Here is a 25,922-nt window from a genome sequence, read left to right as displayed (position 1 = left end):
TGACATTTCGCGGCGTTGCACATTTCAACCCGCGTCATCGTGCAATAGGGTTATTATAGAACGTGTCGGAGGTAAAAGATTGTTATTTCATAGGTTCGCGATGGCATTACGCCATGATACGCGGCGAATCTGCCAGTAACGGATGGTGCCAGACTGGCTCGACATCGGCAGGCAGCCACAGCTTGCGACCCAGTTCGATCCAGGCACACGGCAGGTGGAAATCCGATCCTTGTGATGCCATCAGGTTGAAATCTCGCGCATAGCGCCCCAGTTGCGTCCGTTCATCCGGTGCCTGTTGGCATTGCGCCACTTCCATCGCCATCCCGCCGTTTTCCGCAAACGTGGCGAGCAGGCGCTTTAGCCACTTGGCCGTCAGATCATAGCGCCCCGGATGCGCCAGCACCGACACGCCGCCGGATTGATGAATCGCGTCGAGAGCCTGCGGGATGGTGCACCACTGCGGCGGCACGTAACCCGTTTTACCTTTCGCCAGGTATTTTTTAAACACCTGATTCATATTGGCCGCAATACCCAGCTCAATGAGATAACGCGCAAAGTGCGCCCGCGTAATCTGTCCTCCCGTCGCCAGACGCTGTGCGCCGGACAGCGCATCGGGAATGCGGGCTTTTTCCAGCCGAACCGCAATTTGCTCCGCCCGGTTCTGCCGACATTCCGCCTGCTGTTGCAGCAACGCGGTTAACGCCGGATGCGCAATATCCATTCCGAGTCCGACGATATGGATCTCATGATTTTCCCACAGGGTGGAAATCTCCACGCCGGGAATCAGTCTCAGCGGTAACCCCTGCTGGGCAATCGCGTGCTGTGCCTCTTCAAGCCCGCTGGTCGTGTCGTGATCGGTTATAGCCAGCACGCTCACCCGCATGTCTACCGCCCGCTGAACAAGCGCTGTTGGCGTTAAAACGCCATCAGATGCCGTGGTGTGGCTATGCAGATCGTAAAGTGGGAATGACGATATCGGTTGGGAATCTTCTGGCACAAGCCTATCCATTAACAAAAATCATACGAAAGTCGCATGATGCCATTAATAGGAAGCAAATGGTAATGTCCACCGTTTACTGAGTAATAAAATAATCCTATTGAAGGTGTTGACATTTTATCACCGAACCAGTTAACTAGTACGCAAGCTCAGTGCAGTAATTCGAACCCAAACCGCGAGATGATGATAATGGTAACGCAGAAAATGATGAAGCATGGTTGGTGGCGCTCTTCCCTCTCGCGGGTGGACTAATCACGCATCGCTGTTATCACACATGCAGATATTCCCAGGCCCGCTTAACTCAGCGGGCTTTTTATTTGATGGGCACAACATTAAAACGGGTAGCAAGAATGCAAACAACACAACCTACACTGGAACTGCTGCGTACCGAGGCCGTTTACCGTAACGACCCTAGCGCCATCTTCCATCAGCTCTGCGGTGCCAGACCTGCCACGTTGCTGTTAGAGTCAGCTGAAATCGACAGCAAGGAAAACCTGAAAAGCCTGTTAATCGTTGATAGCGCGCTGCGTATCACGGCACTGGGCCCACTCGTTTCCATTCAGGCATTAACGGCAAACGGCGCCAGCCTCCTGCCGCTTTTGGATGCCGCACTGCCGGCAGAGATTATTAATCAGCCGCGTCCGAACGGTCGTGAACTCACCTTCCCACAAGCAGACGTCATGCAGGATGAAGACGCTCGTCTGCGTTCGCTGTCGGTCTTTGATGCTTTACGCCAGATTTTGACGCTGGTTGCCTGCCCGGCAGACGAACGTGAAGCGATGTTCCTCGGTGGCCTGTTCGCTTACGATCTGGTGGCTGGATTCGAAGCGTTACCCGCGCTGAGCCAGCAACAACGCTGCCCGGACTTTTGTTTCTATCTGGCAGAAACACTGCTGGTACTCGATCACCAAAAACGCGTGACCTCACTGCAAGCCAGCCTGTTTACGCCAAACCACAGCGAAAAGCAGCGTCTGCAACAGCGTCTGGAACAGCTGCAATTCCAGCTGACTCAGCCCGCACCCGCGCTGCCGCGCCAGTCTATCGAGACGATGACGCTGAGCTGCAATCAGAGCGATGAAGCCTTCGGCGAGGTTGTCAGCCAAATGCAGGAAGCCATCCGCATCGGTGAAATTTTTCAGGTCGTGCCGTCGCGCCGTTTCTCTCTGCCGTGCCCTTCCCCCCTGGCAGCTTACCAAACGCTGAAAGACAATAACCCCAGCCCTTACATGTTTTACATGCAGGATCAGGATTTCACGCTGTTCGGCGCCTCGCCGGAAAGCTCGCTGAAATACGATGCCGACAGTCGCCAAATCGAAATCTACCCGATTGCCGGCACCCGTCCGCGCGGTCGTCGCGCCGATGGCTCATTGGATCGCGACCTCGATAGCCGTATTGAGCTGGAAATGCGTACCGACCATAAAGAGCTGGCAGAACATCTGATGTTGGTGGATTTAGCCCGTAACGATCTGGCGCGCATCTGCCAGCCGGGCAGCCGTTACGTTGCTGACTTGACCAAAGTTGACCGTTATTCCTTTGTAATGCATCTGGTTTCTCGTGTGGTGGGAACATTACGTGAAGATCTGGATGTGCTGCACGCCTACCGCGCCTGCATGAATATGGGCACGTTGAGCGGTGCACCGAAAGTTCGGGCAATGCAGTTGATTGCCGAAAGTGAGAAAACCCGTCGCGGCAGCTACGGCGGCGCAGTGGGTTACTTCACTGCACACGGCGATCTGGATACCTGCATCGTTATTCGCTCCGCCTATGTCGAAGACGGCATTGCCACCGTTCAGGCAGGTGCAGGCGTGGTGCTGGATTCCAACCCTCAGGCTGAAGCCGACGAAACGCGTAATAAAGCGCGGGCCGTACTGCGCGCGATTGCCAGCGCGCACCATGCAAAGGAGATCTTCTGATGGCCGACATTCTGCTGCTCGATAATATCGACTCATTCACCTACAACCTGGTGGATCAGCTGCGTGCCAGCGGTCATCAGGTCGTGATTTACCGCAACCATCTGCCTGCCGATGTCATCATCGCGCGGTTACAGCAAATGGAAAAACCGATTCTTATGCTTTCCCCCGGCCCCGGTACCCCAGCCGAAGCAGGCTGCATGCCGGAACTGCTGCAACGTCTGCGCGGTCAGTTGCCGATTATTGGTATTTGCCTCGGCCATCAGGCCATTGTGGAAGCCTATGGCGGCCATGTTGGTCAGGCAGGTGAAATCCTGCACGGCAAAGCGTCGGCCATCGACCACGATGCCAGCGGTATGTTTAGCGGTTTGCCGCACCCGTTACCGGTCGCTCGCTACCACTCGCTGGTCGGCAGCCGTATTCCTTCTACGCTGACCGTCAACGCGCACTTCAACACGATGGTGATGGCCGTGCGTAACGACGCCGACCGCGTCTGCGGTTTCCAATTCCATCCGGAGTCAATCCTGACCACGCACGGTGCACGACTGCTGGAACAAACGTTGGACTGGGCGCTGGCTTAACGAGGGATACGATGATGCAACTGTCTTCTACACGCCCATTTTCTGAACAACCGTTTTCTGATCAGGATGTCGCCACCATGCAAACTATCTTGGAAAAATTATACCGCGCGGACAACATCAGCCGTCAGGAAAGTCAGGCGCTGTTTGGTGCCATTATTCGCGGTGAGCTGGAAGCCAGCCAACTGGCAGCGGCGTTGATTAGCATGAAAGTGCGCGGCGAGCATCCCGACGAGATCGCCGGTGCCGCCACGGCCTTACTGGCCGATGCGCAACCTTTCCCCCGCCCTGACTATTTATTTGCCGACATCGTCGGCACAGGCGGTGACGGTACCAACAGCATTAACATTTCAACTGCCAGCGCTTTCGTCGCCGCCAGTTGCGGCCTGAAAATCGCCAAGCACGGCAACCGCAGCGTATCCAGTCGCTCCGGTTCCTCCGACTTGCTCTCTGCTTTCGGTATTAAGCTGGATATGAGCGCGCAGGATTCACGCCAGGCGCTGGACGACCTGGGGGTGTGTTTCCTGTTTGCTCCGCAATATCATCTGGGTTTCCGCCATGCGATGCCAGTGCGTCAGCAGTTGAAAACCCGCACGGTCTTCAACGTGTTGGGGCCGTTGGTTAACCCTGCTCGTCCGCCATTGGCGCTGATTGGCGTGTATAGCCCGGAGTTGGTTCGCCCTATCGCCGAAACGCTGAAAGTGCTGGGCTACCAGCGTGCCGCTGTCGTACACGGTGGCGGGATGGATGAAGTCGCCATTCATGCACCAACACAGGTTGCCGAATTACACAATGGCGAGATTGAAACCTACGAACTGACGCACCGCGATTTTGGTCTGGATGCGTATCCGCTGTCCGCTTTACAAGGCGGTACGCCAGAAGAAAACCGTGACATTCTCGCGTCACTGCTACAAGGTAAAGGTGAACGCGCGCACGCTGCTGCGGTTGCCGCCAATGTTGCGTTGCTCCTGAGATTATTCGGACAAGAAAATTTGCGCCAAAATGCGCAACAGGCGCTTGAAGTCATTCATAGTGGACAGGCTTATCAGCGCGTTATCGCCCTGTCCGCCAGAGGATAATGGAACCATGCAGGAAACCGTATTACATAAAATTGTGCGCGATAAGGCGCTCTGGGTTGCCGAGAGAGAAAAAGCACAGCCATTGGCCTCTTTTCAGCATGAAATCGTGCCCAGTCAGCGTGACTTTTATCAGGCACTGAAACAGGATAAGCCCGCGTTTATTCTGGAATGCAAAAAAGCGTCACCGTCAAAAGGATTGATTCGCGACGATTTCGACCCGGTAGCCATTGCCCAGGTCTATAAAGATTACGCGTCCGCTATTTCTGTTTTGACCGACGAGAAATATTTTCAGGGCGACTTTGCCTTTCTGCCTCAAGTCAGTGCGGCGGTGCACCAGCCGGTATTGTGCAAAGACTTTATTATTTCGCCTTACCAGATCTATCTGGCTCGCTACTATCAGGCCGATGCCATCCTGCTGATGCTGTCTGTGCTGGACAACGAGCAATACCAGCAACTGGCCGACGTGGCGCACAGCCTGAAGCTAGGCGTGTTGACGGAAGTCAGTAATGAAGAAGAGTTACAGCGGGCCATTCAATTGGAAGCGCGCGTCGTCGGGATCAACAACCGCGACCTGCGCGACCTCTCCATTGATCTCAATCGCACCCGAACGCTCGCCCCGCGTCTGCCTGCTGGCGTCACCGTAATCAGTGAATCCGGCATCAATCGCCATGCGCAGATTCGTGAACTCAGCGCTTTTGCTCAGGGATTCCTGATCGGCAGTTCGCTAATGTCCGAGCCGGATCTGAACGGCGCGGTACGCCGCGTTATTTTGGGAGAAAACAAGGTCTGCGGCCTGACGCGCGCAGAAGATGCACAGGCCGCCTATCAAGCAGGTGCGCTCTACGGCGGTTTAATCTTCGTCGCCAGTTCCCCACGCTACGTTGATGCCAAACAAGCCACTGACGTGATGACTGGCGCTCCACTGCGCTATGTCGGTGTTTTCCGCAATGCGCCCGTCGAACACATTGTTGCTATCACGACGCAGTTAGGGTTAGCGGCCGTTCAACTGCACGGTGATGAGGATCAACAGACGATCAACCAGCTACGTCAGCAATTACCTGCGGCTTGCCAGATTTGGAAAGCACTGAGCATCGCAGATACGCTGCCAGCGCGCGATCTCGTCCATGTCGATCGCTACGTGTTCGACAACGGTCAGGGCGGCAGCGGGAAAACCTTCAACTGGTCGCTGCTGGCAAACCAATCATTGGATAACGTGCTATTGGCCGGCGGCCTGAATAGTGATAACTGCGCGCTGGCAGCACAGCAAGGTTGCGCAGGGCTGGATTTTAATTCCGGGGTCGAAAGCGAGCCGGGAAAAAAAGACTCACAGAAAATTGCTGCGGTTTTTGCGACGCTACGTCAGCCGCAACACTAAAATAGACGGGAACATTATGACATTACTCAACCCTTACTTCGGTGAATTCGGCGGACAATTTGTTCCGCAGATTCTCATCCCAGCGTTACGCCAGCTGGAAGAGGCTTTCGTCAGCGCACAAAAAGATCCTGACTTTCAAGCCGAATTTACCGATCTGCTGAAAAACTATGCGGGTCGCCCAACGGCGCTAACCCTGTGTCAAAACCTGACTGCTGGGACGAAAACCAAGCTGTACCTGAAACGCGAAGACCTGCTACACGGCGGCGCGCACAAAACCAATCAGGTACTCGGACAGGCATTGCTGGCGAAGCGCATGGGTAAAAGCGAAATCATCGCTGAAACCGGTGCAGGCCAACACGGTGTCGCGACAGCGCTGGCTTGCGCCCTTCTCGGCCTGAAATGCCGCGTTTATATGGGAGCAAAGGACGTTGAGCGCCAGTCACCAAACGTCTTCCGTATGCGCCTGATGGGGGCAGAAGTCATTCCTGTTCACAGCGGTTCTTCTACGCTGAAAGATGCCTGTAACGAAGCGTTGCGTGACTGGTCTGGCAGCTATGAGACCGCACACTATCTTCTGGGAACGGCGGCAGGCCCGCACCCTTACCCGACGATCGTGCGCGAGTTTCAACGCATGATTGGCGAAGAGACGAAAGCCCAGATTCTGGAAAAAGAAGGTCGCTTGCCGGATGCGGTATTGGCCTGCGTCGGCGGTGGCTCTAACGCGATTGGGATGTTTGCTGATTTCATCGACGATACCAGTGTCAGGCTGATCGGCATTGAGCCTGGCGGTTTAGGCATTGAATCCGGGCAGCACGGCGCACCGTTAAAACACGGTCGTCTCGGTATCTATTTCGGCATGAAGTCCCCGATGATGCAAACGTCCGACGGACAAATTGAAGAATCCTACTCGATTTCCGCCGGGCTGGATTTCCCATCGGTAGGTCCGCAGCACGCCTACCTGAACAGCATCGGTCGCGCTGACTATGTCTCGATTACCGATGACGAAGCGTTGGATGCCTTCAAAACGCTCTGCCGCAGCGAAGGGATTATCCCCGCGCTGGAATCCTCCCACGCGCTGGCGCACGCGTTGAAGATGATTAAAGCGGAGCCAGAGAAAGAGCAACTGCTGGTGGTCAACCTGTCCGGCCGTGGTGATAAAGACATCTTTACCGTGCACGATATTTTGAAAGATCGGGGAGAAATGTAATGGAGCGTTATCAACAACTGTTTACTCGCCTGTCGGAGAAAAAGGAAGGCGCATTCGTTCCGTTTGTGACGCTGGGCGATCCGTCTCCCGAGCAATCCCTGAAAATTATCGATACGCTCATTGCCGCGGGTGCCGATGCGCTGGAGCTGGGTGTGCCCTTCTCTGACCCGCTGGCGGATGGTCCAACCATTCAGGATGCCAACCTGCGCGCCTTTGCCGCTGGCGTCACACCCGGCCAGTGCTTCGAAATGCTGGCGACGATTCGCCAGAAATACCCGGAAATCCCGATTGGCCTGCTGATGTATGCCAATTTGGTCTTCAGCAACGGTATTGATGAATTCTATCAGCGCTGCGCACAGGTTGGTGTTGACTCGGTGTTAGTCGCAGATGTTCCGGTAGAAGAATCCGCCCCTTTCCGTACGGCTGCGCTGCGGCATGCCATTGCCCCTATTTTTATCTGCCCGCCCAATGCCGACGATGAGTTATTGCGCGAGATCGCATCCTATGGCCGTGGCTACACCTATTTAGTGTCACGCGCGGGCGTAACCGGGACAGAAAAACGCGCCCAACTGCCGCTGAACCATTTGGTAGCCAAACTGAACGAGTATCATGCCGCTCCTCCGCTGCAAGGATTTGGCATTTCCGATCCGGCTCAAGTGCGGGAAACATTAGCATCAGGCGCAGCGGGTGCCATTTCTGGCTCGGCGATCGTGCGGATTATCGAAAAAAATCTGAACCAGCCTGACGTCATGCTGTCAGAGTTACACACCTTTGTAAGTGAAATGAAAGCCGCTACGCGTTCATAGCGCTTTTCAGGCGCGCGATAGATACTTAACGCAAGTTCTATCGCGCGCACTAATAGTGTTTCAAATTATTTCTTATTTAATTGACATGAAATATTCGCAATTATTATTTAATGTCTAATTCCCTATAATTGTAAGAAATGTTTTCAAATTGAAATAATCATTAACCCCCAGCACAAAGAAATAAACCAAGTAACTATTTATTTTTTAAACTGCATAAATCCCGCCAATAAAACACGAAGAAAATCACATAAATAAGATCATTCAAAATTTTTCCTTTTTAACGATCTTGTTCACATTACTGTAAGAAATAATAAATAAAATAAAACCGCTGAACAAAAGTGGCAGCGCGTTTTTAAATAATAATTCTCTTTGACTTGGGATAATAAAATGAAAGTTAAAATATTGACGATGGTGGTAACTTCCTTAATCAGCTTAAGCTCCATGGCTGTGACGATTGACTATCGCCATGAAATGAAAGACACGGCAAAGAACGATCATAAAGATCGCCTGCTGATGTCTCACCGTTTTGACAACGGCTTCGGTCTGTCCATGGAAGCCAAATTTGGACAATCTGACAGCGACAAGACCCCAAATAAACCCTATAACGAAACCGTCAGCAATGGTACTGAAGTCACCGCCAGCTACCTGTACAAATTTGATAAAACCTTTGGTTTGGAAACTGGCTTGAACATGGTTTCTTCATCAAACGATAATAACTATCGTCCATATATTAAAGGCACGGCAAACATCACCGACTCCCTGTACTATGGCTTACGCTACCGTGCATCTTACCTGCGCAGAAGCAATCAAATTGGTTCTACGAATCCTACTGATGTTAAAGGCTATACCATTACCAGTACGTTGGGTTATAAACTGCCAGCGAACTTTGTGGTTGAGTACGAATTTGAATACGATAAGAAAACTAAAGCTGGCTCTGTTGGTTACATCGCCGACAGCGACAACTATGGTCTGACTCATAACGTTAAATTAGCGTATAAATATGATAAAAACTGGACGCCTTATGCTGAAGTCGGCAACGTTGTTGGCAGCACAACAACTGACGAGCGTCAAACTCGCTACCGCGTTGGTGTTCAATACAGTTTCTAATGGTTCATCCTATAGATAACGGATGTAATAAAAATAGCGTTCTCTTTATTGGTTAGTTATTTTGTGTCTATAAAAACGGCGACGTGAGTAACGTCGCCGTTTTGTTATTTTCACATCCAATCAGCAATGAGATTAGAAGCGATAACCTACACCAAACATAAAGGCCCATGGATCAAGCTTAGTATGGATACTTTGCTGGGCGTTACCGGCTTTAAATTTCACATCGGTATCAATATCCATCCACCATACGGACATGTTGACTAACCAATTCTTATCCAGGTTGTAATCCAACCCTGCCTGCGCAGCAAGGCCCCAGGAATTCTTCAAGCTCAGATCGCTCAGCCCTGAGTTCTTCCCTGTATCATTAAATTTTTCATCGAAGAACATCGTATAATTCAAGCCAACACCCAGATAAGGACGTAATTTATCTTGCGCATCACCAAAATAGTATTGCGCAACCAGTGACGGCGGCAGGTGTTTGACTTCTGCAATCGTGCCTGTGCCAGGCGTGCCGACTTTGTGTTTGAACGGCGTAGCCGCCAGCAATTCAACCCCAATATTATCCGTCACCAGATAGCTAAAAGTCAGACCCAACTGAGTATTGTTATTTACCTGAAATTCTCCCAAACCCAGTACATTGTCCGAACTTTCACGTGGATGCACGGTTGCTGTACCCGCACGAACAATAAAATCACCCGCTTGATGAGCCTGTGCCAATGCAGGCATAAGCGCCGCTGCCAACAATAATAAAGATGCCTTTCTCATTACCCACTCCATTTATAGGGTTTAAATTTCGAGCGAAATATACCCCTAAGTAGGTATTCTTGTTTTAAGCCAGATCACATCTTTTAAAGATTTTACACGCAAATTGAACTTCATCATTTATCGCTAACCAATTAAAAACACTGAAATTGATCCAAATCAATAAATGGCAAAAGGTGCATAACGTGCGCTGTCCGCAAATTGCATTACCGCGCGAACGCATTCAACGGTAGATTTTTATTTCCATTAACGTGATTCACGCTGGCTGGAGGCAGTTAGTCATCCAATGAGCGATAATACCTGTATGCACTGCGGCGCGTGCTGCGCTTATTTCAGAGTGTCTTTTTATTGGGCTGAAGCCGATGACGGCGGTGGCGTTGTACCTTCACAATTCACCGAACCCGTTTCCCCTTTTTTACGCTGTATGACAGGAACAAACAGCAAAACACCTCGCTGTCAGGCATTGGAAGGCACCGTCGGGGATACCGTCAGCTGTTCTATTTATGTTAATCGCCCTTCACCCTGTCGTGAATTTATGCAATCCGGCGAAAATGGACAGATCAACGATGCCTGCAACCGGGCACGGGAAAAATATGGTCTGCCACCTTTGGTAACAATTTCATCACCGTCTTTCATTACAGAAGGGAAAAGCAGCATTGCATCGTTGACGGGGTGCCACAGTGCGGATTAACAGGTTACAATCATGAGTTAAGTTTCTATCTGTTGATTTATCTTTTTCAAGGAGCCTGCATGCCTATCACGGCTAACACGTTGTACCGTGACACAATGAATTTTACCCGTAACCAGTTCATCAGCATCTTAATGATGTCCCTGTTAACGGCATTCATTACTGTCATACTGAATCATGCGCTATCGCCTTCTGTAGACGAGTTACGGATTCTGAGCACCTCCGGCAGCGATCTGTCATCGTCTGTCGAATCCGGCTTGATGGACTTGATTCAGCAGATGACGCCGGAACAACAAGCCGTGTTGCTAAAAATGTCAGCGGCAGGCACCTTTGCGGCGTTAGTCGGCAATGTACTGCTAACGGGCGGGATTCTGATGCTGATCCAACTGGTGTCCGACGGGCACCGCACCAGCGCACTGCGCGCAATCGGCGCCTCCACCCCTTTTTTACTGCGCCTGCTTTTCCTGATCCTGCTGTGCACGCTGCTCATCCAGCTTGGTATGATGCTGCTGGTCATTCCTGGCGTGTTGCTGGCCATTGCCCTGAGTTTGTCGCCCGTGATAGTCGTCACTGAAAAAAGCGGGATTTTCAGCGCAATTAAAGTAAGCACCAAACTGGCCTATGGCAACTTACGTGCAACCGCGCCTGCCATCGTGATGTGGTTGTTGGCTAAAATCGCTATTTTGCTGGTCGTGTCAAAGTTACCCATTTCCTCACCGACCGTGCTCGGTGTAGTTCTGAACGGGTTAAGTAACCTGATCTCCGCGATTCTTCTGATTTATCTGTTCCGCCTTTATATGCTGCTGCGCGCGTAATTGCCGTACTTCACCTATGTCGCCGTTCTGGCGACATAGGCTTCTCCATTTCCCTCGTTCATGCCTTGCCCAATCGTAATTTTCTGCAAATTATATACAATATCTCGGGAATGGTGTTCCACAATGAAGGATAATGGCATGAGCTACCGAATAACTCTTGTGGGTTATGATTACGACACTGTTGAGTGATGGATTGACATAATGAAGCAACTTCTTGATTTTATACCGTTGGTCGTGTTTTTTACGGCTTATAAACTCTATGACATCTACGTCGCATCGGGCGCATTAATTGCGGCAACGGCGCTGTCACTCGCGGTCACCTGGGTGATGTATCGTAAAATAGAGAAAATGACGCTAGTGACCTTTGCCATGGTCGTCGTTTTCGGTTCGCTAACGCTGGTGTTCCATAACGATCTGTTTATCAAGTGGAAAGTTACCATTATCTATGCGTTGTTTGCCGCCGCTCTGCTGGTTAGCCAGTTTGTCATGAAGCAGACTCTGATTCAGAAAATGCTGGGTAAAGAGCTAACCTTGCCGCAATCCGTCTGGGGAAAATTGAATATAGCCTGGGCGATGTTCTTTCTGGTGTGCGGACTGGTTAACATCTATATTGCTTTTTGGCTACCGCAAAGCGTGTGGGTCAATTTCAAAGTCTTTGGTCTGACGGGGGTAACACTGCTGTTTACACTGCTTTGTGGCGTCTACATCTACCGTCACTTACCTAACGACCAGGAAAAATCAGAAGAAGAAAAAAGCGAGCAACCGTAATCGCTAAATCGAGGCATACACAATGAGCACACAAAACGTGTTACCACAGGGCGAACTGGTTCTCCGCACGCTGGCAATGCCAGCCGATACCAATGCGAACGGGGATATTTTTGGTGGTTGGCTGATGTCGCAAATGGACATCGGCGGCGCAATTTTGGCGAAAGAAATTGCCGAAGGGCGTGTTGTTACCGTGCGGGTTGATGGGATGTCATTCTTAAAACCTGTTGCCGTCGGCGATGTGGTTTGCTGCTATGCGCGTTGTTTACGCACTGGCCGCAGTTCTATCAACGTTAACGTTGAAGTTTGGGTAAAGAAAGTGTCGTCTGAACCGATTGGCCAACGCTATCGGGCTACCGAAGCGTTATTCACCTACGTCGCGGTCGATGAAGCAGGTCACCCACGTGAACTCCCTGCTGGTAAGAGCCACTTTACGCCAAGTGAGTAACGTTTAACGTTCATCGGCATAAGCCTTTGAATAGCGCTTGATACGAAAACGGGGCGTCATCAGCCAAAGATGACGCCCCGTTTCTTTTGTGTATTTTGGTACTGACGTGAATTATTCGACTGCCGCCCCGCCGTCAATTTTAAAGACGATGGTCACAACCAAATCTTTGCCGGGTTTACCCACTTCGTAACGCCATTTACGCATCGCCTGTTTGATATCACGCTCGAACATATTACGCGGTTCAGCAGAAAGCACGCGGACATTGTCAACCCGCCCAGATTCGTCCACATCAAACTGCATTTTTACCCGACCCTCAACGCGCAGGGAAAACGCGCGAGCAGGATACTGAGGCTGCGCACGGCTCAACGGACGTGGCCCACTTGACTGTGTGCTGGCGGCGGGCGCGGGTGCCTGTTTCACCGGTGCATTATTCACATTGCGCGTCGGTTCTTCGCTGGTAAACGGCGAAGGCGGCTGTTTTTCAACGGTCGGTTCACGTTTAACCGGCTTCGGCTGCTCAACCTTCTTCACGGGCTTGGGTTCCGGTTTAGGTTTCGGCTTGGGCTTTGGTTCCGGCAATGGCATAGGAACTGGCTGCGGCAATGGCTCCGGCTCAGGAGTCGGTTCCGGCTCCGGTTCTGGCTGCTTCACCGGCTCTGGCTCGGGGGCAGATTTGGCAACTGGAGCCGCTTCATAGGCCGCAGGGTTCACCATCACAACGCTGATGGGCTTGGATTCCTGCGGTAATTCAATTGAATTATTAAATGATGCGTACAGCAAACCTGCAATCAGTGAACCGTGAAAACCAACTGAAAGTATGAATGGCCATGAGTAACGGCGGGTCAAAAAAAACTTTTTTTGCGGCATAGTCTGTCTTTATCCTCTTATGCCGCCCAAGTTTAAATGCAAATAGCAATCATATTCAATAACAACCCGTGGAATTGGCAAAAAAACAGAAATCGTGGGGGGATTACTCTGGCAAATCAACCTATTGTCCTCGAACTATTGTCTTCAACCTATTGTCTTCTAACAGCATCACGTATGATGGTAAAAACGCGAGTCTCTTACCCGATAGCGTTTGGCGACTGGGGCTAACCCGGCATCCCAAACCCAAAAGGGTACCTTCCTACCTGAGAGGTCACTATGCTCTATGTCATTTATGCTGAAGATAATGTTGATTCATTAGCAAAACGCCTGTCGGCAAGACCCGATCACCTTGCCCGTTTACAAGCATTGCGCGATCAGGGACGACTGATTACCGCAGGCCCTTTACCCGCGATCGACAGCGACGATCCCGGTCAGGCGGGCTTTAGCGGCTCCGTCATTATCGCCGAGTTCGCATCACTGGATGAAGCAACGGCATGGGCTGACGGCGACCCCTATATCGCGGCAGATGTCTACAAACACGTCAGCGTGAAACCATTCAAAAAAGTGTTTTAAGGTTCTATTGATATAGGTCATGGTTGTACCAGAAAATCATGGCCCTTCACCTCTCTGCTAAAAGCTGAAATATTTTAGTCATTTAACAGTGATAGTTTGACCGCTATTCATATAGTGAGGGTCAACAATCATGTTAATGCCAGCGATTTTGCGAAACGGAATTGCCACTATCCGCCGCCGTCATCGCCTCAGTATTCTCTCCGGATTGTTATTGATCATTGGGTTATTTTCTTTATTGCAATTAGTTTCCGTCGGTGTCATTTCTCAAACGATGACCCAAGTGCGGCAGGATATTTCGGCTAACGAAAACCTACGCCAGCAACAAGCGTTAATGGATAAGGCACGGATGGAAGTGATGAACGCCAGCGATAAACTCAACCGCGCGGGTATTTATCTACTGGTAGATAAAGAAACGGGGTCTGAAGGCAGTTGGCACAGCCTGATGGATGAGGCAGAAGTGTCTCTCAAACAGGCGCAGGAGCACTACCAACAATTGGGGACGGTCACCACGGTGGAAGCCGACACGGCAGCCTTCGTCGATTTGAAGAAAAGCTACAACCAACTCTATTCCGGGCTTGTCGAACTCGCTCAGGGAATCAAAACCACCAACCAGATCGACATTTTCTTTGCCGTTCCTGTTCAGGCCTATCAAAGCGATTTCACTCAGAAATATTCACACTATCTGCAAGATACCGATGCACTGCAAAAGCAGCACGGGCAACAATTTTTATCCTCTCTCGATCAGGCTAAAACGATTTTCATCACGGTGCTGGGGCTTTTACTGGCGATCGCTATCGCAGTTTGGATCGGTGTGAGTCGAGTGATTATTCGCCCATTGACGCACATTATTGCCCATTTAAAACTGATCGCCGCAGGCGATCTTTCTCATTCGGCAGATGCAGAGATACGCGGGACACGCGAAATTAGGCAGCTTAATACCAACGTCATTCAAATGCAGGAAGGTCTGGTGACGTTAGTCAATCAGGTTCGCCAGGGCGTTGACCACATGGTGATGCAGGTTGATCGGGTTGCAGCGGATAACCTCCAGCTTTCCGAGCAGGCTAACCGCCAATCCCATGAACTTAAAGTCACTACCGAGCACATTATTCAACTTAGCCAGCATCTCGAGCAAAATGCGCTGCATACTCAGCAGGCCAACCTGCATGCGGAAGACACCAGCAAGATCGCGGCGCAGGGCGAAACCATGATGAATGACGTCAAAGCCGCGATGTCAGACATTGCGGGCAGAACGCGCGAAATGACAGAAGCGATTGGGATGATTGAAAACGTGGCATTTCAGACGCATATTTTGTCCCTGAATGCCGCAATAGAAGCCGCACGAGCCGGGACGATGGGACGAGGTTTTGCCGTTGTCGCACGGGAAGTCGGTACGCTGGCGTCGCAAAGCAGCCATTCTGCACAAAATATTAATGTGCTGATTCGTGATTCAGACAACAGTGTAAGCGCAGGAACGCGGCTAGTGAACAAACTGAATGATAGCCTGCAAAACATCATTCAGACGGCGAAAGGCACCGGCACGTTTCTGAGCGAGATCTCGGAAATATCGCACCAGCAAACCGAAAGCATTCATGAAGTGACTACCCGTCTCAGTACGCTGAATGACACAGTCAGAGAAAATGCGGGACAGGTTGAAGCCTCCGCTCGCACCTTCTCCTCGCTGCTGGAACAAACGGAACGCTTAAATACGTCAGTGTCGCTGTTTATCCTACCCTCGACAGAGAGTGACAGTAACCCGATGATCGATCAGAGAGAAATCGCACAGCGCATTCCGGTTATGGGATGAACCGGAGCGGGACGCAATCTGGAATGTAATAAAAAAATAGCGACCATACTTCGGGTCGCTATTTTCCTCACTGGCTTACCAGTCGTAGGTTACCGCATAAAGCAATGCCCGCCGTTTGTGCTTTTGCTGCAAATAACGGGCAGAGCGAATATGGCGATACGTACGTGATTGAGCCTCCAACCAGCGGCTTCTTCGACGCTGGACCTGACGCAACATCCGCCAGCGACCCACTTCATTTCGACTGCGTTTCATGATGCGGCTCTTATTAATACACTCGCGCGGGGCATTATATACCCCTGATGCGTGACGACAATCAGTGAATCGCCCTCTCCGCTCTTCTTAGCCATCATTTTTATTCCCTAAATATGACGGGATATTCAGAGGAAAGGCATTTCCCCTTTTATAAATCTATGCGTACACTTTGTTAATTCTTTGCAGAAGGGAACTATGCTGCTTTTATGTCGACATTTTATACCGTAATAAGTTGGTTACTGGTTTTTAGCTACTGGTTGCTGATTGCAGGTGTGACCTTGCGTATTCTGATGAAACGTCGAGCCGTGCCTTCTGCAATGGCTTGGTTACTGGTGATTTATATTCTGCCACTTGTCGGTATTGTCGCTTATCTTTCGTTTGGCGAACTCCATCTTGGCAAACGCCGGGCTGAACGTGCCAGTAAAATGTGGCCATCAACGGCAAAATGGCTGCGTGAATTAAAAGAGTATCGCCGTATTTTCGCAACGGAAAACAGCGAAGTCGCCAGCGCATTATTTCAGCTGTGTGAAAGGCGGCAAGGGGTTGGTGGTGTGAAAGGCAATCAGCTACAGCTGATGACCACGTTTGATGACACCATTAAAGCGCTCTTACGTGATATCGAACTTGCCCGTAGCAATATCGAAATGGTGTTCTACATCTGGCAACCAGGCGGTCTGGTCGAGCAAGTCACCTCTTCGCTTATCGCGGCAGCACGACGCGGGGTGCACTGTCGCATTCTGTTGGACTCTGCCGGCAGCGTACAGTTTTTCCGCCAGCATCACCCCGAACTGATGCGTACTGCCGGAATAGAAGTGGTTGAAGCCCTGAAAGTGAATTTGTTCCGTGCTTTCCTGCGCCGTATGGATTTGCGTCAACACCGCAAAATTATCCTGATCGATAACCGCATTGCCTATACCGGCAGCATGAATATGGTCGATCCCCGTCTTTTCAAACAAGATGCTGGCGTCGGGCAGTGGATTGACCTGATGGCGCGCATTGAAGGGCCGGTAGCGACCACGTTGGGGATTATTTACTGCTGCGATTGGGAAATGGAGACAGGCAAACGCCTGCTTCCGCCGCCGCCGGATGTTAACGTCATGCCGTTCGAACAAGAGAGCGGCCACACCATTCAGGTTATTGCTTCCGGCCCCGGTTACCCGGAAGAGATGATTCATCAGGCGCTGCTGACGTCGGTCTATTCAGCACGTAAGCAGTTGATCATGACCACCCCCTACTTCGTGCCCAGCGACGACCTGCTGCACGCCATCTGTACCGCCGCCCAACGCGGGGTCGATGTGAGTATCATTGTACCGCACAAGAATGACTCCGTTCTGGTCGGCTGGGCCAGCCGCGCCTTCTTCACCGAACTACTGGCCGCTGGCGTGAAGATTTATCAATTCAAGGACGGGCTGCTGCACACCAAAAGCGTACTGGTAGACGGGCAACTGAGCCTGGTCGGCACGGTAAATCTGGATATGCGCAGTCTGTGGCTAAATTTTGAAATCACGCTGGTGATTGACGATGCCGGGTTCGGCAGCGATTTAGCCTGCGTGCAGGAAGACTATATTGCCCGCTCACGTCTGTTAAACGCGACACAGTGGCAAAACCGCCCCTACTGGCAACGCATCGTCGAGCGGCTGTTCTACTTTTTCAGCCCCCTGTTATAACCTGCCCGTCACGCGAATTATTTAGGGCATACGCGTTTTCCCGTGTTCTAATATGCCCATTGGGAATTAACAGGAATTACGTTATGGATTTGAATAATCGCCTGACCGAAGACGAAGCATTGGAACAGGCCTACGACATCTTTTTGGAGCTTGCAGCGGATAACCTCGATCCGGCAGATATTTTGCTGTTCAACCTGCAATTCGAAGAGCGCGGTGGCGCAGAGTTATTCGACCCCGCGGAAGACTGGGCCGAGCACGTTGATTTCGATCTGAACCCTGACTTCTTTGCTGAAGTCGTTATTGGTTTGGCCGAAGAGGAAGGTGAAGAGATCACGGATATTTTTGCCCGCGTGCTGATTTGCCGGGAAAAAGACCACAAACTTTGCCACATTCTGTGGAAAGAATAATTCGTTTTGCCTCAATGCAAAGTGACTGAAGACGTGGGTAATTCTATTTGCGAAACGAAAACGTGATAATGGAATAGAAGAGTAAAGCGTCCGCGACAGGGATGTCGCGGCTCGAGCGTACAAGGATGTATTCACAGCGTCTTTACGATCTATCCATTATCAACGCTCGACGTACATTGTCAGCAACGTAAGGCGTCTCCCAAGGGAGACGCCTTTTTTACATCGCTAGCCGATAAAACCGCTTACTGAGCTTCGACTTCTTCCACCGGTAATAGCGCCTGAGGATCGACTTTCAGACACGACACCGCGTGCGTAAAGCTTCCTTCCAGCAAGGGACGTGTCTTCGAGCACTCAGGGCCGACAACCGGACAGCGGGTGCAGAACACGCAGCCCGATGGCGGATTGATCGGTGAAGGCAAATCCCCTTCCAGCAGCTGTATCTGCTTGTTTCGTTCCTGATCGGGATCGGGAATCGGCACAGCAGACATCAGCGCGCGGGTGTAGGGATGTTGCGGGTTTTGATAGACCTGATCGTACGTGCCCAGTTCTACCGCATGACCCAGATACATTACCAATACGCGATCGGAAATGTGCTTCACTACCGATAAGTCATGCGCGATAAAAATCAGCGACAGCCGCATTTCACGCTGTAGCTGACGCAGCAGGTTAACCACCTGCGCCTGAATCGACACGTCCAGCGCGGAAACCGGTTCATCACAGATAATCAGCTTTGGTTCCAGAATCAGCGCGCGCGCGATCCCAATACGCTGACACTGGCCGCCGGAGAATTCATGCGGGTAGCGGTTGATCAGGTTCGGTAGCAGCCCAACTTTCAGCATCATCGCTTTCACGCGATCTTTTACCGTCTGCCGATCCAGTTCAGGATGATAAACCTTTAACGGCTCGGCAATAATCTCACCGATGGTCATACGCGGATTCAGCGACGCCAGCGGATCCTGAAATATCATCTGAATATCGCTACGCGCGGCACGCCATTGCTCGTCGCTCATGCCCAGCAGGTCGTTCCCCAGCCAAGTGACACGCCCGTCGGTCGCTTTTACCAGTCCGATAATGGCGCGAGCCAGCGTGGACTTGCCGCAGCCGGATTCCCCCACCACACCCAGCGTTTCACCTTCATATAAACGCAGCGTCACACCATCGACCGCTTTCAGCTTTTTCGGCGGCTGCCAGAACCACTGCTTATCATCTCTGACCTCAAAGTGGACTTTCAGATCGTCCACTTCTAACAACACCTTTTTCTCGTCCGCGTTGTTCATACCACCTCCTCAATCGCTCTAAAGCAGGCGCGCAAGCGGCCATCACCAAAAGATTCCAGCGCAGGTGCGCTATGGCAGACATCCATTGAATACGGGCAGCGTGGTTGGAACGGACACCCTTTCGGCAGGCGTAACAAGTTAGGCGGGTTACCCGGAATGGTCGCCAACACCTCATCTTCCGCATCCAGACGCGGCACGGCATTGAGCAGGCCGACAGAATACGGATGACTTGGATGATAAAAGACATCACGTGCCTCGCCGTATTCCATGGTGCGTCCGGCGTACATCACCAGCACCTTGTCACAAATACCGGCAACGACGCCCAGGTCATGGGTGATCATGATGATGGCGGTATTAAACTCACTCTTCAGCTCGTTCAGCAGCGTCATAATCTGCGCCTGAACCGTCACATCCAGCGCCGTTGTCGGTTCATCGGCAATCAGCAGTTTTGGACGGCACAGCAACGCCATCGCGATCATCACACGCTGACGCATCCCACCGGAAAACTCATGTGGATACATCTTCATGCGCTTACGCGCTTCCGGCATCTTAACCGCATCCAGCATTTTGACCGACTCTTCAAACGCCTGGCTTTTGCTCATGCTCTTGTGCAGCATCAGCACTTCCATCAGTTGTTCCCCGACGCGCATGTAAGGGTTCAGCGAGGTCATCGGGTCTTGAAAAATCATACTGATTTCTTCAGCACGCAGCTTATTCAACTGGCTTTCCGGCAGGTTAAGAATTTCTTTGCCACGAAAACGCGCCGAGCCGCCAATGCGCCCATTACGCGCCAATAATCCCATTAGCGCAAACGCCGTTTGTGATTTACCGGAGCCAGATTCACCGACAATCCCCAGTGTTTCACCCGCGTTGAGCGTGAAGTTCAGGTCATTAACCGCCGTCACGTCTCCGTCCTGCGTTTTGAACGTTACCCGGAGATCCTGAACATGTAGCAGCGCGTCGTGCGCGCCCGTTAACTCAATCTTGCTCATGTTGATGCTCCTCAGCGATCTTTCGGGTCGAGGGCATCACGCAGGCCATCGCCGATAAAGTTAAAACAAAACAGCGTAACGACCAGAAACGCCGCCGGATAGAACAGCAACCACGGCGACACTTCCATTGAGTTCGCGCCATCATTCAGCAAGGCACCCCAGCTGCTTAATGGTTCCTGCGTTCCCAGCCCCAGGAAGCTCAGGAAAGATTCGAACAGAATCATGCTTGGCACCAGCAGAGAGGCATAGACTACTACCACTCCCAGCACGTTCGGCACCACATGACGTAACACGATGCCGCGTGTGGATACACCGGACACCATCGCCGCTTCAATGAACTCTTTACGTTTCAGGCTCAGCGTCTGACCACGCACGATACGCGCCATATCGAGCCAGGACACCATGCCGATAGCCACGAAGATCAACAGCATGTTCTGCCCGAAGAACGTGACCAGCAGGATCACGAAGAACATGAACGGGAATGAGTTAAGGATCTCCAGCAGACGCATCATCACGGAATCCACCTTCCCGCCCAGATAGCCGGACATCGCGCCATACAGCGTCCCGACGATCACGGCAACCAGCGCCGCCGCCACACCAACCATCAGCGACACGCGACCGCCGATAGCCACGCGAACCAGCAGATCGCGACCTGAGGAATCCGTACCGAAATAGTGCCCAGAGGTCATATCCGGTGCGGCTGACATCATTCCCCAGTCCGTATCGGCGTAGTTAAATGCGGACAGCATGGGGGCAAAAATCACAAACACGGTAATGACAGCCAGCACAAACAGGCTGGCAAGCGCCGCACGGTTATGGATAAAGCGCAGGCGCGCATCCTGCCACAGGCTGCGTCCTTCAATTTCTGTCTGCTCGGTGAAGTTCTCTAACGCTTCAACGTTTTTTCGATTCCAAAACATAGCGCCCCCAATTAATAGCGAATTTTCGGATCGATAACAGCGTAGAGCACGTCAATGATCGCATTAAAGAGAATGGTTAAGCCGCCGACCAGAATGGTCAGGCTCAGTACCAGTGAATAGTCGCGGTTCAGTGCGCCGTTGACGAACAGTTGCCCAATACCGGGTAAGCCAAAAATGGTTTCAATAACCATTGAGCCGGTAATAATGCCGACAAACGCCGGCCCCATATAGGAGAGCACAGGCAGCAGCGCAGGCTTCAGCGCATGACGCAGGACGATGCGACGCATCGGTAACCCTTTGGCGCGCGCGGTGCGGATGAAGTTAGAGTGTAAAACCTCGATCATCGACCCTCGGGTGATACGTGCGATGCTGGCGATATAAGACAAAGACAGCGCCACCATCGGTAAAATCATGTACTTGGGTGCACCACCATTCCAGCCCCCGCCGGGTAACCACCGCAGCGTAATGGCAAAAATCAGCACCAGTAGCGGTGCGACGACAAAGCTGGGAATCACCACCCCCGTCATGGCAAAGCCCATCACGGTATAATCCCATTTGGTATTCTGATTCAGCGCAGCAATTACGCCTGCACTCACCCCAAACACAATCGCCAGAACGAATGCAGCAGCCCCCAATTTTGCCGAAACGGGGAAAGACGTCGCCACCAAATCGTTCACGGAATAGTCTTTGTATTTAAAAGAAGGACCGAAATCACCCTGCACCAGTTGCAGTAGATAATTACCGTACTGCGTCATCATGGGGTCGTTCAGATGATATTTGGCCTCGATATTCGCCATCACTTCCGGCGGCAAATTACGCTCACCAGTAAAAGGGCTGCCGGGAGCCAATCGCATCATGAAAAACGAAATGGTGATCAGGATGAATAGTGTCGGAATCGCCTCCAGACAGCGGCGAAGAATAAATTTTAACATTGCTCGTACCTATAAAAGGCTGGCAGCACAATCGCATGCGCCAGCCATTATTATTAGTGCTTGATGATATACAGATCTTTCACGTAAACATTATCCTGGGGATCTTTACCGGTTAATCCACCAACATAAGGCTTCACCAATCGGGTATTCGCATAGTAGTAAACTGGGGCAATTACCGCGTCTTTATTCAGCAATGCTTCGGCCTGCTGATAAACGTCTGCACGTTCCTCATCGGTTTTCACCTGCAAGGATTTCGCCACCAGCGCATCAAATTCTTTGCTCTTATAATGTGCGGTGTTACTGCTGCTGTCTGACAGCATGCTGTTCAGGAAGGTCGAAGGTTCGTTATAGTCCGCACACCATCCGCCACGTGCGATGTCATAGTTGCCCTGATGGCGGGAGCTGAGGAAGGTTTTCCATTCCTGATTTTCCAGCTTAACGTCCACGCCGATATTCTGTTTCCAGATAGAGGCCGCGGCGATAGCAATTTTCTTATGCAGATCGGAGGTGTTGTATAGCAGGTTTAGCGTCAACGGTTTCTGTGCCGTATAACCAGCTTCCGCCAGCAGTTTCTTCGCTTCTTCATTACGTTTCTCTTGAGACCAGGTGAACCACTCTGGCGTCTGTGCCTTGAAGCCATCAATATATGGCGGTACAAAACCATAGGCCGGAATATCACCCTGATTCTTCACCTTGTTAGTCAGAATATCCTGATTCAGCCCCATGCGCAGCGCATCACGCACTCGAACATCGTTAAATGGTGGTTTCTGATTATTGATTTCGTAATAGTAGGTGCACAGGTATGGATTGACTTTGACTTCGTCAGGAATTTCTTTCTTCAGCTTTTGGAATAATTCAATCGGCAGCTGGTTATAGGTCATATCAATTTCACCGCTACGATAGCGGTTAACGTCAGTCACTTCCGACGAAATCGGCAGATAGGTCACTTTATTGATGACGGTATGGGCGTTATCCCAATATTGCGGATTACGCTCCAGCACAATTTTTTCATTCACTACCCAGTCTTTCAGCTTATAAGCGCCATTGCCGATCCAGTTTTGCGGCTGCGTCCATTTATCGCCAAATTTCTCGATGGCGGCTTTATTAACAGGAGACATAGCGGCATAAACAGGCAGTTTATAGAAGTAAGGCACCGCTTCAGACAGCGTGACCTCAAAAGTATGATCGTCGATCGCTTTCACGCCCAGCGTATCGGGGGATTTTTTACCGGCGATGATGTCATCGATATTCAGCAGATGACCGTATTGCAGATAGCTGGCGTAAGGCGAGGCCGTTTTCGGGTCGGCCAGACGCTGCCAGCTATAGACGAAATCTTGTGCGGTAACCGGCGTGCCATCTGACCATTTAGCATCTTTACGCAAGTGGAATGTCCACACTTTAAAATCTTTGTTATCCCAGCTTTCCGCTACGCCGGGAACGGTTTTGCCGTTAACGTCGGAAATGACCAGCCCTTCCAGAAGATCGCGCGACACGTTTGATTCCGGTACACCTTCGATTTTATGGGGATCGAGGGAGGACACTTCCGCGCCGTTGTTACGAACCAATTCCTGTTTTTCTGCTAACTGAACGCCGGCGGGAACGGTCGCGGCAATAGCAGAAACAGCCATCGTGCTACTCAACGCCGCGATAATAGCGGCTGCTACTCTTTTTCTAGTTGTGATGTGTGTCATTATTTTCTCCTGTAATGTTGTCGTGCTAGTTATCCCGGCACAATTCCTGAATTAGCACCCTGTGAGAAAGCGATTAACCGTTTCTAGTCACGACCCATTCCCACATTCAGGGAATGGGTAACCAGAGATTAAACACCAAATTAATCGCAGCTCGCTCATTTCATTTGCATCAAACCGTAAATAACATCGCGACGGATTAATGCTTAATGATGTAGAGATCTTTCACCCGCAGATTATCCAACGGATCTTTGCCGGTAATACCACCGACATAAGGTTTTACCAGTCGGGTATTCGCGTAGTAATAGACCGGTACGATCGCCGCATCTTTATCCAACTGCGATTCCGCCTGCTGATAAATCTCTGCACGTTCCTCGTCCGTTTTTGCCTGAACAGCCTGCGCCATCAGTTTGTCGAACGTCTCGCTCTTATAATGTGACGTGTTATTGCTGCTGTCTGACAGCATACTATTCAGGAACGATGTCGGTTCGTTATAGTCCGCACACCATCCGGCACGCGCAACGTCATAATTGCCTTGATGACGCGTGCTGAGATAGGTTTTCCATTCCTGGTTTTCCAATTTCGCGTCGACGCCCAGATTCTGTTTCCAGATCGACGCCGCCGCAATCGCCAGCTTTTTATGCAGATCGGACGAGTTATAGAGCAAATTAAACGTCAGCGGTTTCTCTGCGGTATAGCCCGCTTCCGCCAGCAGTTTTTTCGCTTCTTCATTACGTTTCGCCTGTGGCCAGGTAAACCACTCTGGCGTACGCGCTTTCAAGCCATCCGTAAATGGAGGAACATAACCATAGGCCGGAATATCACCCTGGTTTTTCACTTTATTGGTCAATATGTCTTGATCAAGCCCCATACGCAGCGCCGTTCGCACCCGGACATCGTTAAACGGCGGTTTCTGGTTGTTGATTTCGTAATAATACGTACAGAGGAAGGGATTAACTTTAACTTCTTGTGGGATTTCTTTTTTCAGCTTCTGAAATAGCTCGATAGGTAATTTATTATTGGTGACATCAATTTCACCCGCACGGTAGCGGTTAACATCCGTGACTTCAGAAGCAATCGGCAGATAGGTGACCTGATTAATCACGGTCTTGGCGTTATCCCAATACTGGGTATTACGTTCCAGCACCAGCCGCTCATTCACGACCCAGGATTTCAGACGGTAGGCGCCATTCCCCACCCAGTTTTCTGGTTGAGTCCATTTATCACCAAATTTCTCCACCACCGCTTTATTTACCGGTGACATGGACGAGTGATTCAGCAATTTATAAAAGTATGGGATCGGTTCGCTCAATGTGACTTCCAGCGTATGGTCGTCGAGTGCTTTTACGCCCAGCGTATCGGGAGATTTCTTGCTGGCGATGATGTCATCGATATTCAGCAGATGACCATATTGCAAATAGCTAGCATAAGGAGATACGGTTTTCGGATCGGCCAGACGCTGCCAGCTATAAACGAAATCCTGTGCGGTAACCGGCTCGCCATTCGACCATTTGGCATCTTTACGTAAATGGAATGTCCAGACTTTAAAATCGCTGCTTTCCCACCGCTCGGCCACGCCAGGAATCGGGTGTCCATCCGGATCGGAAATCACCAACCCTTCATATAGATCGCGCGCGACGTTGGATTCCGGCACACCTTCTATTTTATGTGGATCCAGTGATGACACCTCAGCGCCATTGTTTCTCACCAGAACCTGCTCTTTTGCCAGCTCAACACCGGCAGGTACAGTAGCAGCCTGAACATTCACGCATGACGCCATCACTGCTGCAGCAATCATACTGGTAACAAAGCATCGTTTTGTGTTGCGAGTTTTCACTTTATAAACGCCCCTGTCTTGATACAACGCCATACCGGACTCTACGCGTAAAGATCACCGTCACATAGAGCAGAAAAGATCGCCCATTATCCAAATAAATCATAAAATTAATTTATGGGTGAATAACGAATAGCAGGTCGACACTCGAAGCTATCAAAAGCAGACACAT

General features: G+C 51.0%; 23 protein-coding genes, 1 pseudogene and 1 other annotated feature. Of the genes and pseudogenes, 14 read left to right on the top strand and 10 right to left on the bottom strand.

The genetic code is table 11. The annotated features are described in order from the left end of the window. Positions 1-106 precede the first annotated feature (106 nt). Positions 107-1,009, bottom strand: a complete 903-nt coding sequence (gene rnm / locus LCF41_RS10970; protein ID WP_225088058.1) for an RNase RNM — start codon at positions 1,007-1,009, stop codon at positions 107-109. 201 nt (positions 1,010-1,210) lie between these two features. Further along, positions 1,211-1,315, top strand: a sequence feature (Trp leader region). A gap of 32 nt (positions 1,316-1,347) precedes the next feature. Here rnm and LCF41_RS10965 point away from each other — a divergent pair. The 6 genes and pseudogenes from LCF41_RS10965 (at position 1,348) to LCF41_RS10940 (ending at position 9,059) form a co-directional block, all read left to right on the top strand. Next, positions 1,348-2,910 carry an anthranilate synthase component 1 gene (locus LCF41_RS10965; protein WP_225088057.1) on the top strand — a complete coding sequence of 521 codons (1,563 nt, stop codon included), beginning with the start codon at positions 1,348-1,350 and terminating at the stop codon, positions 2,908-2,910. Then, positions 2,910-4,564 (top strand): annotated as a pseudogene (trpD, locus tag LCF41_RS10960) (bifunctional anthranilate synthase glutamate amidotransferase component TrpG/anthranilate phosphoribosyltransferase TrpD). Before LCF41_RS10965 ends, trpD begins: the two are co-directional and overlap by 1 nt. A gap of 7 nt (positions 4,565-4,571) precedes the next feature. After that, the gene (trpCF, locus tag LCF41_RS10955) at positions 4,572-5,939 is read left to right on the top strand and encodes a bifunctional indole-3-glycerol-phosphate synthase TrpC/phosphoribosylanthranilate isomerase TrpF (RefSeq protein WP_225088056.1); all 1,368 of its coding nucleotides are present in this window, start codon (positions 4,572-4,574) and stop codon (positions 5,937-5,939) included. Positions 5,940-5,952: 13 nt separating this feature from the next. Next, complete coding sequence (gene trpB / locus LCF41_RS10950) at positions 5,953-7,146, top strand: tryptophan synthase subunit beta (protein WP_225088150.1); 1,194 nt, start codon at positions 5,953-5,955, stop codon at positions 7,144-7,146. Next, positions 7,146-7,952, top strand: coding sequence for a tryptophan synthase subunit alpha (gene trpA, locus LCF41_RS10945; protein ID WP_225088055.1), 807 nt, complete (start codon positions 7,146-7,148; stop codon positions 7,950-7,952). The genes trpB and trpA overlap by 1 nt, the downstream gene beginning before the upstream one ends. 387 nt (positions 7,953-8,339) lie before the next feature. Further along, a complete protein-coding gene (locus LCF41_RS10940) occupies positions 8,340-9,059 on the top strand; it encodes an oligogalacturonate-specific porin KdgM family protein (protein WP_225088054.1) in 720 nt (239 codons plus the stop codon). A 132-nt stretch (positions 9,060-9,191) separates the two neighbouring features. Here the strand turns inward: LCF41_RS10940 and ompW are convergent, their stop codons facing one another. Next, positions 9,192-9,824: an outer membrane protein OmpW gene (gene ompW / locus LCF41_RS10935; RefSeq protein WP_225088053.1), complete on the bottom strand. Its 633-nt coding sequence runs from the start codon at positions 9,822-9,824 to the stop codon at positions 9,192-9,194. 283 nt (positions 9,825-10,107) lie between these two features. Between ompW and LCF41_RS10930 the strand changes: the two genes are divergently transcribed. The 4 genes from LCF41_RS10930 (at position 10,108) to yciA (ending at position 12,537) form a co-directional block, all read left to right on the top strand. Further along, positions 10,108-10,512 carry a YkgJ family cysteine cluster protein gene (locus tag LCF41_RS10930; protein ID WP_225088052.1) on the top strand — a complete coding sequence of 135 codons (405 nt, stop codon included), beginning with the start codon at positions 10,108-10,110 and terminating at the stop codon, positions 10,510-10,512. A gap of 59 nt (positions 10,513-10,571) precedes the next feature. Next, positions 10,572-11,324, top strand: coding sequence for a YciC family protein (locus tag LCF41_RS10925; protein ID WP_225088051.1), 753 nt, complete (start codon positions 10,572-10,574; stop codon positions 11,322-11,324). 201 nt (positions 11,325-11,525) lie between these two features. After that, the gene (locus LCF41_RS10920; RefSeq protein WP_225088050.1) at positions 11,526-12,092 is read left to right on the top strand and encodes a septation protein A; all 567 of its coding nucleotides are present in this window, start codon (positions 11,526-11,528) and stop codon (positions 12,090-12,092) included. A gap of 22 nt (positions 12,093-12,114) precedes the next feature. Beyond that, a complete protein-coding gene (gene yciA / locus LCF41_RS10915; RefSeq protein WP_225088049.1) occupies positions 12,115-12,537 on the top strand; it encodes an acyl-CoA thioester hydrolase YciA in 423 nt (140 codons plus the stop codon). Positions 12,538-12,648: 111 nt separating this feature from the next. Here the strand turns inward: yciA and tonB are convergent, their stop codons facing one another. Further along, a complete protein-coding gene (gene tonB, locus LCF41_RS10910) occupies positions 12,649-13,404 on the bottom strand; it encodes a TonB system transport protein TonB (RefSeq protein ID WP_225088048.1) in 756 nt (251 codons plus the stop codon). 276 nt (positions 13,405-13,680) lie between these two features. Between tonB and LCF41_RS10905 the strand changes: the two genes are divergently transcribed. Next, positions 13,681-13,977 carry a YciI family protein gene (locus LCF41_RS10905; RefSeq protein ID WP_225088047.1) on the top strand — a complete coding sequence of 99 codons (297 nt, stop codon included), beginning with the start codon at positions 13,681-13,683 and terminating at the stop codon, positions 13,975-13,977. Positions 13,978-14,107: 130 nt separating this feature from the next. Further along, a complete protein-coding gene (locus LCF41_RS10900; protein WP_225088046.1) occupies positions 14,108-15,781 on the top strand; it encodes a Tar ligand binding domain-containing protein in 1,674 nt (557 codons plus the stop codon). 75 nt (positions 15,782-15,856) lie between these two features. Here the strand turns inward: LCF41_RS10900 and LCF41_RS10895 are convergent, their stop codons facing one another. Next, a complete protein-coding gene (locus tag LCF41_RS10895; RefSeq protein ID WP_015840226.1) occupies positions 15,857-16,033 on the bottom strand; it encodes a YciY family protein in 177 nt (58 codons plus the stop codon). A 206-nt stretch (positions 16,034-16,239) separates the two neighbouring features. Here LCF41_RS10895 and cls point away from each other — a divergent pair, with 206 nt between their 5' ends. Both cls and LCF41_RS10885 read left to right on the top strand, forming a co-directional pair. Then, complete coding sequence (gene cls / locus LCF41_RS10890) at positions 16,240-17,700, top strand: cardiolipin synthase (RefSeq protein WP_225088045.1); 1,461 nt, start codon at positions 16,240-16,242, stop codon at positions 17,698-17,700. Positions 17,701-17,783: 83 nt separating this feature from the next. Further along, positions 17,784-18,107, top strand: coding sequence for an HI1450 family dsDNA-mimic protein (locus LCF41_RS10885; RefSeq protein WP_225088044.1), 324 nt, complete (start codon positions 17,784-17,786; stop codon positions 18,105-18,107). 242 nt (positions 18,108-18,349) lie between these two features. Here the strand turns inward: LCF41_RS10885 and oppF are convergent, their stop codons facing one another. The 6 genes from oppF to oppA (LCF41_RS10855) form a co-directional block, all read right to left on the bottom strand. Further along, positions 18,350-19,384 carry a murein tripeptide/oligopeptide ABC transporter ATP binding protein OppF gene (gene oppF, locus LCF41_RS10880; protein ID WP_225088043.1) on the bottom strand — a complete coding sequence of 345 codons (1,035 nt, stop codon included), beginning with the start codon at positions 19,382-19,384 and terminating at the stop codon, positions 18,350-18,352. After that, positions 19,381-20,376, bottom strand: coding sequence for an ABC transporter ATP-binding protein (gene oppD, locus LCF41_RS10875; RefSeq protein WP_225088042.1), 996 nt, complete (start codon positions 20,374-20,376; stop codon positions 19,381-19,383). The genes oppF and oppD overlap by 4 nt, the downstream gene beginning before the upstream one ends. A gap of 11 nt (positions 20,377-20,387) precedes the next feature. Further along, positions 20,388-21,296, bottom strand: coding sequence for an oligopeptide ABC transporter permease OppC (gene oppC / locus LCF41_RS10870; RefSeq protein ID WP_180741054.1), 909 nt, complete (start codon positions 21,294-21,296; stop codon positions 20,388-20,390). A gap of 11 nt (positions 21,297-21,307) precedes the next feature. Beyond that, positions 21,308-22,228 (bottom strand): oligopeptide ABC transporter permease OppB, encoded by a 921-nt coding sequence (gene oppB, locus LCF41_RS10865; protein WP_180741055.1) that lies wholly within the window; start codon positions 22,226-22,228, stop codon positions 21,308-21,310. Between the two features lie 53 nt (positions 22,229-22,281). Further along, entirely contained in the window at positions 22,282-23,919 is a 1,638-nt protein-coding gene (gene oppA / locus LCF41_RS10860; RefSeq protein WP_225088041.1) for an oligopeptide ABC transporter substrate-binding protein OppA, read from the bottom strand. Between the two features lie 196 nt (positions 23,920-24,115). Then, on the bottom strand, positions 24,116-25,714 hold the full coding sequence (oppA, locus tag LCF41_RS10855; protein WP_250160549.1) for an oligopeptide ABC transporter substrate-binding protein OppA: 1,599 nt from the start codon (positions 25,712-25,714) through the stop codon (positions 24,116-24,118). Positions 25,715-25,922: the final 208 nt, after the last annotated feature.

The sequence above is a fragment of the Pectobacterium colocasium genome (assembly GCF_020181655.1).
Classification (GTDB): domain Bacteria; phylum Pseudomonadota; class Gammaproteobacteria; order Enterobacterales; family Enterobacteriaceae; genus Pectobacterium; species Pectobacterium colocasium.
The sequence above is the reverse complement of the archived record's forward strand: the minus strand, read 5'-3'. Positions and strand labels throughout refer to the sequence as shown.

Bases quoted from the DNA above. Each gene is read 5' to 3' on its own strand.
- oppA (WP_225088041.1), bottom strand. From the start codon at position 23,919: ATGACACACATCACAACTAGAAAAAGAGTAGCAGCCGCTATTATCGCG.
- LCF41_RS10920 (WP_225088050.1), top strand. From the start codon at position 11,526: ATGAAGCAACTTCTTGATTTTATACCGTTGGTCGTGTTTTTTACGGCT.
- rnm (WP_225088058.1), bottom strand. From the start codon at position 1,009: ATGGATAGGCTTGTGCCAGAAGATTCCCAACCGATATCGTCATTCCCA.
- oppF (WP_225088043.1), bottom strand. From the start codon at position 19,384: ATGAACAACGCGGACGAGAAAAAGGTGTTGTTAGAAGTGGACGATCTG.
- LCF41_RS10930 (WP_225088052.1), top strand. From the start codon at position 10,108: ATGAGCGATAATACCTGTATGCACTGCGGCGCGTGCTGCGCTTATTTC.
- tonB (WP_225088048.1), bottom strand. From the start codon at position 13,404: ATGCCGCAAAAAAAGTTTTTTTTGACCCGCCGTTACTCATGGCCATTC.
- LCF41_RS10965 (WP_225088057.1), top strand. From the start codon at position 1,348: ATGCAAACAACACAACCTACACTGGAACTGCTGCGTACCGAGGCCGTT.
- oppD (WP_225088042.1), bottom strand. From the start codon at position 20,376: ATGAGCAAGATTGAGTTAACGGGCGCGCACGACGCGCTGCTACATGTT.
- LCF41_RS10905 (WP_225088047.1), top strand. From the start codon at position 13,681: ATGCTCTATGTCATTTATGCTGAAGATAATGTTGATTCATTAGCAAAA.
- oppB (WP_180741055.1), bottom strand. From the start codon at position 22,228: ATGTTAAAATTTATTCTTCGCCGCTGTCTGGAGGCGATTCCGACACTA.
- cls (WP_225088045.1), top strand. From the start codon at position 16,240: ATGTCGACATTTTATACCGTAATAAGTTGGTTACTGGTTTTTAGCTAC.
- LCF41_RS10895 (WP_015840226.1), bottom strand. From the start codon at position 16,033: ATGAAACGCAGTCGAAATGAAGTGGGTCGCTGGCGGATGTTGCGTCAG.
- trpCF (WP_225088056.1), top strand. From the start codon at position 4,572: ATGCAGGAAACCGTATTACATAAAATTGTGCGCGATAAGGCGCTCTGG.
- LCF41_RS10885 (WP_225088044.1), top strand. From the start codon at position 17,784: ATGGATTTGAATAATCGCCTGACCGAAGACGAAGCATTGGAACAGGCC.
- oppA (WP_250160549.1), bottom strand. From the start codon at position 25,714: ATGATTGCTGCAGCAGTGATGGCGTCATGCGTGAATGTTCAGGCTGCT.
- LCF41_RS10925 (WP_225088051.1), top strand. From the start codon at position 10,572: ATGCCTATCACGGCTAACACGTTGTACCGTGACACAATGAATTTTACC.
- oppC (WP_180741054.1), bottom strand. From the start codon at position 21,296: ATGTTTTGGAATCGAAAAAACGTTGAAGCGTTAGAGAACTTCACCGAG.
- ompW (WP_225088053.1), bottom strand. From the start codon at position 9,824: ATGAGAAAGGCATCTTTATTATTGTTGGCAGCGGCGCTTATGCCTGCA.
- LCF41_RS10900 (WP_225088046.1), top strand. From the start codon at position 14,108: ATGTTAATGCCAGCGATTTTGCGAAACGGAATTGCCACTATCCGCCGC.
- yciA (WP_225088049.1), top strand. From the start codon at position 12,115: ATGAGCACACAAAACGTGTTACCACAGGGCGAACTGGTTCTCCGCACG.
- LCF41_RS10940 (WP_225088054.1), top strand. From the start codon at position 8,340: ATGAAAGTTAAAATATTGACGATGGTGGTAACTTCCTTAATCAGCTTA.
- trpA (WP_225088055.1), top strand. From the start codon at position 7,146: ATGGAGCGTTATCAACAACTGTTTACTCGCCTGTCGGAGAAAAAGGAA.